1 protein-coding gene is annotated in these 11990 nt (G+C 46.2%); it reads right to left on the minus strand.

The window, feature by feature from the left end:
- Nucleotides 1–34: 34 nt before the first annotated feature.
- On the minus strand, nt 35–11983 hold the full coding sequence (locus tag MHH91_RS09635) for a non-ribosomal peptide synthetase/type I polyketide synthase (protein WP_013352450.1): 11949 nt from the start codon (nt 11981–11983) through the stop codon (nt 35–37).
- Nucleotides 11984–11990 lie beyond the last annotated feature (7 nt).

Raw genomic sequence — 11990 nt, forward strand, 5'->3', positions numbered from 1 at the left:
TTGTATAATTTAAGGAACTAAATAAATGCTTTTCCTAAAAGTTCAATTGAATAGAATCCAGCATGTTCTCTTCTTCCTCATCGCCGCCGCTCAACCCGATATATTCGATTGTTATGTTCGGTTGTTCTAGAATCGCTGATAGGATGTGTAAGTAGTCGTTTGATAAAGCCTCGATTCTGCTTTTTTTAAACAGCTTTTTAGAATATTCAAACAGACCGTGATAGTTGTCCTGGTCCGCCTGAATCGACAAGGTCAGATCGAATTTGGCAACCGGATGATGAAATTGATACGGCTTGAGCTGAAGGGAATCGAATGTCAATTCAGCCTGATCGAGATTTTGCAGCACAAACATCGTATCGAACAAAGGATTGCGGCTTGAATCTTTTGGGAAATGCAAGTGCTGAATCAATTCTTCCAACGGATAGTCTTGATTTTTATAGGCATTCAGCATGTTTTCCTTTACTTCGTTTAAGTAGGCATCAAATGTTTTACGGCCCGCCGGGTGATTGCGAATGACTAACGTATTGACGAACATTCCCACGACTGACTCTACATCCAAATGAGTCCGCCCGGCAGATGGCGTTCCTACGACAATATCCTCTTGTCCGCTGTATTTGGATAAAAGAATCGTATAGGCTGCCAATAAAATCATATACAGTGTTGCTCCTGTGTTTTCTTCAAGTTGGCTTAAACGCTGTTTCAAGTGTTCCGGTATAACAAATTCAAAGGATTCTCCTTCGTAATCGCGTATATCAGGTCTCTCGTAATCCGCAGGCATTTCCAGTACAGGAATGTCATCACGAAACTGATCCAGCCAATACGCTTCCTGGCTCTCGATATTCCGTTTCTGAATGTCAGATTGCTGCCAAACCGCATAGTCTTTATATTGAACAGAAAGCGGCTCCGGTTCGTTCCCCGCGTAAAGCAGGCTTAAATCCTTCATCAGAATATTCTCGGACACCCCGTCAGAAATGATATGATGCATATCAACCACAAGCACATGCCGCGCAGGTTCAACTTCAATCAGACCGGCCCGCATCAGCGGCGGCTTGGCTAAATCAAACGCTTGGATGAAATCAATCACACGGTCTTTCGCTTCTTCTTCGCTAGCTTGAATTCGTTCTATTGTAAATTCGACGCTCTGATGAATACGCTGTGCCGGTTCGCCTTTGTATAATTCGAAGCTTGTCCGCAAAGCTTCATGACGTTCGATTAATTTTTGAAAAGCGGCGTTTAACCGGTCGGGATCGATCGTCCCTTCCACACTCATGGCACCCGTCATATTGTAAGTCAGCTCGCCGCCTTCTGTGTGACTTAACAAATACATGCGCCTTTGAGCTGAAGAAACCGGATAATAGGGCATTTCCTTTGCGGCCGGGATCGGTACATATTGATTTTTGCCCATGTGTAACGCTTTGTCAGCCAATTGTTCAATGGTAGGAAACTTGAATATGTCTTTTAACGTCAGGTTCACATCCAACTCTTTATGAATTCGTGCGGCTAAGGCCGCTGCACGAATGGAATTTCCTCCGAGATCAAAGAAATTATGTTTGATCCCCGCACGGCTTATTCCGAGCACTTCCTGCCACAAATCTGTCAGTTTGGACTCGACCTCATTGCCCGGCGGAACATATTCAGCTGTCTGCTGCAGACTTGCTTCGGGTGCAGGCAGTGCTTTACGGTTTATTTTCCCGTTGGACGTTAACGGCATATGCTCAAGACGGACAAAATAGGACGGAACCATATAGTCCGGGAGCTCCGATGACAATTGTTCCCTAAGCTGCGCAGCCGCTATAGGTTTGTCGCTTACGTAATACGCGCACAATTGTTTTAAGCCGTCTTCTGCTTCTCTGGCTGTAACCGCGGCTTTTTGCACCGTTTCCACGTTATGCATCGCTGCTTCGATCTCGCCAAGTTCGATTCGGTGTCCCCTGATTTTGACTTGTTCATCGATGCGGCCCACATATACAAGATTTCCATCCCTCAATCGCTTAGCCAAGTCCCCTGATTTGTACATCTTCGCTCCCGGGATAAACGGGTTTTCAACAAATTTTTCTGCCGTTAAATCCGGGCGATTCCAATACCCTCTGGCAACACCGGGTCCGCTGATATACATTTCACCGATTACCCCGATTGGAACCAGATTTCTGCTTGCATCAGCCACATAAATGTCCGTGTTGGCAGCCGCAGTGCCGATCGGTACAAATTCCTGCTTGTCCCGTTTTGCGTCGTAACGGTAAATCATACATCCGACGACAGTTTCCGTCGGACCGTACTCATTGAATATGTCCAGCCGTCCTTTAAACTGCTTGCTGACACTTTTGGCCAGACGGGTGCTAAAATTTTCTCCGCCTACAATCATTTTCCGTATTGTGGTGTGACTTGCTATATTCATCTCCTTGATGACGTGCAAATGTGCCGGGGTCAATTTGATCATGTCTATTCTTGAGTCTTGCATAATCGCAGAAAGAACAGCGCTTTTATCTTCTCCGTCATAGACGATGATGGTATTTCCCGTCACCAGCGGTGTAAATATCGAAGTCACCGTCAGGTCAAAAGAGATGGAAGAGTATAATGGGAAGTTGGTTTTCTCTCCCCGCACATAAACTTCTTTCGCCCACCAAATATAATTGGCCATCCCCTGGTGCTCAATGAGTACACCTTTCGGATTGCCGGTCGAACCCGACGTATAGATCATGTACGCTAAATCATGCGCATCGCTGAACAATTCAAGATTTGAGCGGTCTGCATGATAAGAGTTTTCCTCATCCAGAAGCACAACGTCACCATCATACGGTAACTGAACTTGCAGGCTGCGGTGTGTCAACACAATCTCCGCTTTTGAGTCACTCAGCATATAATGGATCCGGTCCTCCGGATATTCAGGATCAATGGGCACGTATGCGCAGCCGGATTTCAGAACAGCCAAAATTCCAACAATCAGCTCGATACAATGCGGAGAGATGATGGCAACGAATTGATCCGCTTGTATGCCTATTGTCCGTAACGTCCGCGCCAATTGGTTTGCCCGTTCATTGAGCTGTCTGTACGTATACCGCTCATTGCCGAAAATAACGGCTTCATGATCAGGCCGCAGGTTTGCCTGGTTTTCAAACCACCGGGATACCGTTTCGTTATGCGGATACGGAGTCTTTGTGTCATTAAACTCCGTCAGCAATTGATACCGTTCGGTTTCAGACAGCATAGGAACGGAAGACAACGTCATCTCCGGCTGCTTCACAAGGCTCTTTAAAATACTGACATAGTGTCTTGTGATCTGTTCAATGGTGTCTTTTTCAAACTGTCCCGGTTTAAAATCAAAGTGCATCTCAATCTGTTGCCCGGCATCTTCAACCGTCAGCATCAAATCATATAAAGAGACCCCTGGATTTCGTTCTTTCACCTTAAATGTACATTCATCGTGCCGGATTTCATGAAATTCAATATTTTGAAACACAAACATTGTGTTAAACAGTGATTTGCCTGTTGTTTCCCGTTGTACATTTAATTTTTCCACCAGCCGGTCGAATGGATAGTCTTGGTTTTCGAAAGCGTCAAGCGTCTGCCGCTTTACTTCTTCCAGATAATCCGTAAACTTTCTATTAGCGAGCGGCTTCGTCCGGATTCCGATGGTTTGAATGAAAATCCCGATGATATTTTCGACATCCGGATGATTTCTTCCTGAAGCAGGCGTGCCTACGACAATATCTTCTTGTCCTGTATATTTATGAAGCAGCACTTTGTAGGCGGCCAGAAGCACCGTATAAAGCGTCGTTCCCGCCTTTTGCGCCAGATCTTGCAGCGAACGGATTACATCCGGCTGTAAGGAGCACGTTACGCGCTGCCCGTCGGAAGACCGTTCCGCCGCTTTTGAACCGTCTGTCGGCAGTTGAAGAACCGGGATTTCTTCTTGGAATTGTTCAAGCCAGTATGTCTCCTGCTGCTTCATGGCATCCTCATTCAGCCATTGGTTCTGCCATTCTGCGAAATCTTTATATTCAAATTCAATGTCCGGTAATGGTTTCTGATGATATAAAGCCAGCAATTCATTTGTAAGTATGTTGATGGAATAACCGTCCGAAATGATATGGTGCATATCGATGAGCAGCTCGGCCTGCCCGTTATCAATTTTGATCAGCTCCGCACGGACCAAAGGAGCTTGCTCCAAGCGGAACGGTTTTACAAACCGGTCTGCATAGGCATCAAATTCGTCCAGACTCATTGTCCGGACATGAATGTTAATATCAATTTCGTTTTCAAGTTTCTGGACAATTTCGCCATCTGAAATGTCAAAATACGTGCGAAACGCTTCATGCCGCTGCATGACTTGCTGAAGAGAAGAAATCAGGGCTTGCTCATCGTATTGCCCTATAATTGATATTTGGCCGAACATATTCTGAGCCAGCTGATCCGGTTCCATTTGGTGAAGGAAATATACTCTTTGCTGCGCCGGTGATGTCGGGTAATGCGCTTTTTTCTCAGCCGCCTTCATCGGGAGGTGCATGACTTTCTTTTCATTCTGAATGAAACTTGCTAATTCCTTAACAGTCTGGTGATTGAAAAATTGTCCGATGGAAACCTTTTGATGAAATGTCTTCTGAACTTTGGAAAGCATAAGCGTCGCTTGGAGTGAGTTTCCTCCCAATGCCAGGAAGCGATCTGATCTGCCAACCCGGTCAAGGCCGAAAAGTTCCTCCCAAATCTGCGCCAGCTGCCGCTCCGTTTCATTTGCCGGCGCCTCGTAGGCGTCAGCGAAGTTTGCCGTATTGCTGACTATTGAAGAGATCCGATTTTGATGGTCGGCATACAGTTGTTGTAAATCATGCTGTTCTTCATCGGAAAACATCGTCAGGGCGTCAAGAGGGACTGAATCCCCCTCAACCATTTTTTGCAGTAATTTCGTAAAGCCTGCTCCCCACTTTTTCATGATCTCCGGACTGATGACATTCGTATTAAAGTCGAAATCAAGAACATATTCTTGGCCCACATCCGTAGCATTAAGAAATAGATCATATGAAATGCATTTCATAGGGTAAGCAACGAGCTCGGCTTCCGCCTTTCCGAAATGAAGCTTTCGAAAAGGCCTGTCCAAATTAAAAATAATACGCATTTCCGGCACTTGATCGTGCGGAAGTTCTCTGGCTATCAGTGTCATTGGAACGGCCTGATGAAGCATTGCATGGTTCACGCTTTCTTTCATACTGCCAAGATAACCGGATAAGGTGCTTTCTGAAGAAGATGTGGTCTTTACCGGAATCATATTGACGCAATTTCCAATCAGATCATGCTGTTTCATATGCGATTGACCGGCTGTAGGAATTCCGATCACAAGACCGGACTGTTTGGTAAGCTGGTGCAGAAAAAGATGAAATGCCCCCAGCATCGTCACAAATACGCTATTTTTCCTCCGAATGCTTAATGACTTTAAAGCCTCGCTTAAAGGCCGCCCAAGCCTGACGGTGAACCGGTCACCCTCATACCCGTTCGGAAAACGGGCAGAAGCGATGCTCGGCAGGACTGCCTGCTGTATCGGTTCAGAGAAATGGTGACGCCAATAACGGACTCCTTCATCATAATGGCCGCTGTCAATCTGGGCCTGCTGCCAGTCTAAATATTGGCGAAATGAAGCAGCGGCCGCTTTCGGAGGAATCGGTTTTCCTTCTGCCATTGCCGCATAGCTGCTCTCCAGCTCTTGAACAAAGACAGCAATTGACCATCCGTCGGCAATGATATGATGGAATGTAAGCACAATCAGATGTTCGTCTTGGCCCGATGTAAGCACATGGATTCTAAACAAGGGTTTTTGTTCTTGGAAATGAAACGGCCGCTTGGCATCTTCTTGCAGCCATTTCTGAATTTCCGGCTCCCGTTGCTCTTCCGGGTAACCGGTAAAATCAATGACAGGAATTTCTACATTTATCCGCTCCTGCACTTGCTGTACTTCGTCATCAACATGGATCACCGTACGTAAAGCCTCGTGGCGGCCGACGATATGCCGGACTGCTTGTTTTAAGGGCGTATGCTGCAGTTTCCCCTTCACTTTCAGCATAATGGACTGGTTTAAGGCTGCAGAAGCTTCATTCCCATAATGTGATGCCAGAACCAATTGTTTTTGTTCAGGTGAAAGCTCGTGTATTCCGGTTTTGTTATGGCCTCCGTCATCAGGGGAATCCGGGCCACCCGGAATAAATCCGCCTCGGCGAAGATCCTTCACCGTGTCTTTAACGGCTTGAATGATGTTTTCAATATCATCCGCGGTATGCGCCGTGGACAAGAAGCAGTTGCGTCCTTCCCATACATAGATCCCTTTAGGATTGAGGTGGTAAAAGAACAAGTCGTTATCAAGCGATGAAACAAACCGGAATAAAGAACCGAATCGAACCATGCGGATAGGCACTTCTGATTGTTCAAAGCAGCGATTTAGCTGATCGACCAGATAGGCTGTTTTTTGATTTAACTGCTCATACAGGTGTTCTCCCTCGGTTTGTAAATGGCGAAGCACGGCTAATGACATTCTCATGGTAAGCGGGTGAGTATTGAAGGTGCCGGCCACAAAGGTGCGTTTCGCCTCGTCTTGCGGATAGGAATCATCCCCATACTGCCAGGTTCCCCCATCGATCGCATTCATGAACTCAGCTTTTCCGGCAACAATCCCTAACGGCTGTCCGCCTCCGATGATTTTTCCGTAGGTCACTAAATCGGCTTGAATGCCAAACCATTCCTGCGCGCCGCCGAGACCGATCCGAAATCCCGTAATAATTTCATCCATAATCAGAGCCGTCCCGGATTGCTGTGTAATCGCCCGCAGTTCTTTCAGAAATGCTTTCGGCTGCAAATCCGGTCTGCGGCTTTGTACCGGTTCCACCAGTACGGCGGCCAATTCATCCCCGAGACTGCGAATCACGTCCAGCGAATCTGGATTGTTGTAATGCAAAATAATCAAATCATCCATAAAGCTCTGCAGTATGCCCGGAGCCAGCGGATTCGCAGACGCAGCCCCGCCTTTTGTGCTCGCAACTCCCAATACGCCGTCAAACGTCCCGTGATAAGAGCCCGAGAACGCCACAACTTTCTTTCTTCCTGTTGCCGCCCTTGCCAAACGTAGGGCAACCATGACGGCCTCTGTTCCGGAATTATAGAAAGCGACCCTTTCTACGCCAGTGCATGTGCGGATTCGGTCGGCAACTTCCCCGGCGACATCCGACATCGGTCCGAGCGGTGGCAAGGATGAGCGGGTTGAATCATCGATCACCTGTGTAATAAACGATGGATGATGTCCGAAAAGATTAACTCCGAATCCCATGGTGATATCGATATATTCGTTTCCGTCAATATCCCACATCTTGGAACCGTCAGAACGTTCGGCAATAATCGGGTACACGATTTCCTTCCAATATGAACGGAAGCTGGACAGATTACGGTTGTTTGCATGAGCAAATCGTGTTTTGTCCGTATATTGTTTGGAACCTTTCGTTTTGTCTGCGTATTTCCTGATGAAATCTTCTAAATATTGTCTTTGCTGTGCGGTATAGTGTCCCTGTTCATGCAGGCTCTGAGGCTGAAAAGGAACATAGGGTTTCGCTTCTTGAGTCAATTTCTTTTCTCCGGCAGCAGCAGGAGGCCCCTGCTCGACTGAAGAAATTGATTTTTTTTGCGCTTTAGAGTATTCTTTCACATCGGAATGATGCCCGCTGGTTCTCAGTAAATTAAAGCTATTTAATTGAGCCTGTAAGGTATCCTGAATTAATTGATTCTGAGAAGCGATTATTTTTTCGAGCATATGCTCTTGGCGGTCTTCTCTGTGCTCCGACTCAGGCTGTGCTTCTGAAATGACCGGTTTTTCTCGCGCCGGAACATTTTCTTGAGGCGGAGCGGATGCAAAGGATGTTGGAGCGGTCTCAGCCAAGTAATCTATGACACTTTGAAGGTTGTTCATCGTATCAAAAAAACGATCCATCGGGATGTCTTCCCCAAATTCGTCCGCAATGGCCTTTTTGACCTGTGACAGCATGATGGAATCCATTCCGAGTCCGATAAAATGGGCATTCAGATCGATTTCATCCGCTCTGATCCCCGAAGCATTACTGATTACAGTTTTCAGGAAGGATTCAATATGCGCCTTCGATTGATTGATATTCAATACTGCTTCTCCTCTCTCTTCTCCCTCGTTTACGCTCAAAGGGGCAGCTTCAGCCCAACAGCGATTCCGTTCAAACGGATACAAAGGCAATGGCGTTTTTTGTACGGTTTCCCCGGAATAAAACGCGCGCCAATCTATAACGGCTCCTTTCACAAATAATTCGGCGGCGCGATTCAGCCGTGTGTTTCGTTCATCCTGTGTATGTGTACTCCGCTTGATCAGATCAGCGGTTTGTTTATTCAGCTCTTCTTTATGAGCAGGCAGCATTTCCTTCATATTCTGATAACCAACGTATGCTCCGGGGATATTTCTGTCTCCCTGAACCAGACAGGTCAGCTTATCAGATAACTCTTGTTTACTTGATACAATCATGGCAATCCTATGATCCAAATGAGCCCTGCCCGTACTGGCTGTATAGCAAATGGACTTCAATGAGGCTTGGCTGTCATTCGATACATATTGCCGGTACTGTTGTACGAGCTCATAGAGTGAATTTTCTGTTTGAGCAGACAAAACAAATAGGTGCGGCTCATTTTCGTCCTCGGGAGCATACTCATTTTGGGCAGTATATTCCTCCAACACCACATGCGCATTCGTTCCGCTAAAACCAAACGAGCTGATTCCGCCCCGCAGAGGCCCGTCACCAGGTGTGAACTCCGCAGCTTCCTGATTTACATAAAAAGGTGAAGAGTGAAAGTGAATGAGCGGATTAGGTTCATTAAAGTGCGCTAACGGCGGGTTTTTCTTATGATTCAGCATGAGGACAGATTTGATCAGCCCCACGATGCCTGCCGCTTCAAACAAATGACCGATGTTTGATTTAACAGAACCAATCGCACAAAATTGTTTTTTTGACGTATGCTTTTCAAACGCTTTACAAAGTCCGTTAAATTCAACCGGATCGCCGAGTTTGGTCCCGGTGCCGTGCGCTTCGATGAAAGACAGCGTTTCAGGAGCAACACCCGCGTCTTTCCAAGCCGTCTCAATGACCTCAGTCTGAGCTGCCGGATTCGGGGCGGTAATGCCGGCAGTTGTTCCGTCTTGATTCATCGCGCTTCCCTTGATCACACCGTAAATATGGTCTCCGTCGCGAACCGCATCCTGCAAAGGTTTTAACAGGACTGCAGCCGCCCCTTCTCCTGTGCCCGTGCCGTCTGAATCTTTGCTGAACGTTTTGGTGTACCCGTCCGAAGATTCCATATCAAGCCCGATACAGATCGGCAGGAGCGATGTTCGGACACCTCCGGCAATAGCCATTTCACATTCGCCGGAAATGATAGATTTGCATGCCATATGAACGGCGGCAAGCGATGAAGAGCAGGCCGTATCCACTGTGACCGCCGGCCCTTTTAAATTTAAGAAATAAGCGATTCGGCTGGCTAACACGGAAGGAAGATTGCCTACAATATATTGATGAAGTTCCTCCGGGTAACTCGCAGAAAGGAGGCGTTCATAATCGTAGCCCACCTTCGAATACCCTGCATATACCCCGACCTGACTCCCGTTCATACTGTCGCCGGCATAGCCCGCATCTTCAATCGCATGCCATGCAGACTGTAAAAACAGTCTTTGATTAGGGTCCATAAACTGAGCCGTTTTAGGAGCTAACCCGAAGAACGAATAATCAAATCGGTCGATTTCATCTAAATAGCCGCCCTTCACAAACTGATTCTCATTGAAATCACTTTGGATGGCCTTTACATAATCCGCCGCATCTTTCATCCGAGATACAGGGTATTCTCGAATGCTGTGCTCCCCTTTTTCAAGGAGATTCCAAAAATCACTTTTAGTCGATGCTCCCGGAACATTGAGCGACATCCCGATAATGGCGATATCTTTCGGAGAAACATGGTTTGGCTCCGCTGTCACATCAGGCTTGATTTCAGCACGGCCTTCAGACAGATATGCCGCTAAATCAGTGATAGAAGGATACGTAAAGAGGTCGGAAACGGCAAGCTCGCGTCCGAATTTCTGTTCTATGCGCTCGGCAATCTGCGATAACTGTAAAGAATTTGCGCCCATATCAAAATAACTATCAGTAAGGTGAACCTTTTTCCCGGCCAGTACTTCGGAAAAGATAGACAGCAATTCCGTTTCTATCTCATGAATCGGAGTCTGTCCTGATTTTTCCGGGCTGCCCTCTAAAAATTCATTGATGGCGGCAGACTCTACCGAGAATTCCCCTGCTTCGTACTGTCTGGCCAGTTCATATCGCTTCACTTTTCCGCTGGTTGTTTTTGGAAGCTTGCGGATCGGAAGGACTTCTTTTATGCTCCAGCCGCCCCGCTGGTACAAATGCTTTTTAATCTCTTTGACAAGCGGCGCAAATTTTTCAGGTGATTTTTTGAAAACAACAAAGAGCACGATTTCTCCGCTTCGCGTATTTTGATCATATACACCGCAGGCGGCAACCCTTCCTAAGTCAACCTCTTCCATTTCAATCGCAACCCGTTCAATATCGTGAGGGTAGATATTTTTTCCGTTCACGAAAATAATGTCCTTTTCTCTTCCGGTTACGACTAAGTTGCCACTTTCACTAATGAATCCGAGGTCTCCCGTTTTTATCCAGCCGTCAGAAGTCAGCGCTCTGTCCGTACTTTCGGGGTTGTTATAATACCCTTGAGTCACGTTGTCTCCTTTGATCTGGATATGGCCGATGATTCCGTCTTCTATTCTTTCATTTTCTCCGTCGGAGATTCGAATCTGACAATAGTCAATAGGCTGTCCCACTTCGACGAATGAAGCGCAATTTTGATCCTCTTTGCTGACTTTTACAGCTCTTTCACCGAGGTTTAAATAGTCGCGATGCAGATAAACGGGAACGAATTCTTCTCCTGTTTTAGAGAACGCTGCGCCGACCGAAGCTTCCGCTAAACCGTAAACATTCAAAATGGCCGATCTTTTCATATTGAATGCTGCGCATCTTGTTAAAAATTCGTCACAGAGCTCCGGCAATATCGGTTCTGCACCGTTTGCGATGACTCTGATGTGGGATAAATCCCAGTCTGGTTCGTTTTTCAAAAATTTAAGGAAGTAGTTGTATCCGAAATTAGGAGAGGATAGAATACTGGCTTTATGTTCATGAGCTTTTTTCATCCAAAGAATAGGTCTGCGAATAAATAATTCTGTAGGCATTAGATTTTGATTGATTCCGACTATGAAGGGAACTAGGTGGCAGGCGATGAGCCCCATATCATGCGTTAAGGGCATCCAAGATAAGAAAGAGTCTTTTGAGTCAATGGACAGAGCATTTCGAATGGCGCACGTATTATGTATTAAGTTATGATGCGTTAACATGACTCCTTTTGGATCTCCTGTCGATCCTGAAGAAAATTGGATAAAAGCCAGTTCATCCGCATCAGGTTCATAAAACGAAGCGGGGTAATCGTAGGTTTGATCTTGAATAATGTCAGATTTCTCGTTTAATTGATGATGGAAATCCTGTAAATCGTGTTCTGCAGCGTATTTCTTTATTTTGTCCAATACTTTTTCAGAGGCAATCAGAAACGGATGATTTAATATATTCCAAATCCGCCAGACCTTCAGCTTATGGTCATCATCTTCTCCGATACTGACCGGAACCGGGATCATTCCTCCTAATAAACAAGCCCAAAAAGCAACGACAAATGATTTGTTTTCCTGGATTTGAAATACAATTTCCTGCTTCGGCTGAATGCCGATATGCTGTAAATAGCCAAGAAACCCTTGCGCCTCTTCAAACAATTGGCGATAAGAGACAACTGTCTCGTTTTTATCGGATTCGATAAAACGGATTCCGCGATCAGAAATATTGCTTCTTTCCCGAATGACATCGACTAAGGTTTGGAATTGACTGGTATACATAGGTCCC

This window comes from Bacillus sp. FSL K6-2819 (genome assembly GCF_038008305.1).
Taxonomy (GTDB): Bacteria; Bacillota; Bacilli; order Bacillales; family Bacillaceae; genus Bacillus; species Bacillus amyloliquefaciens.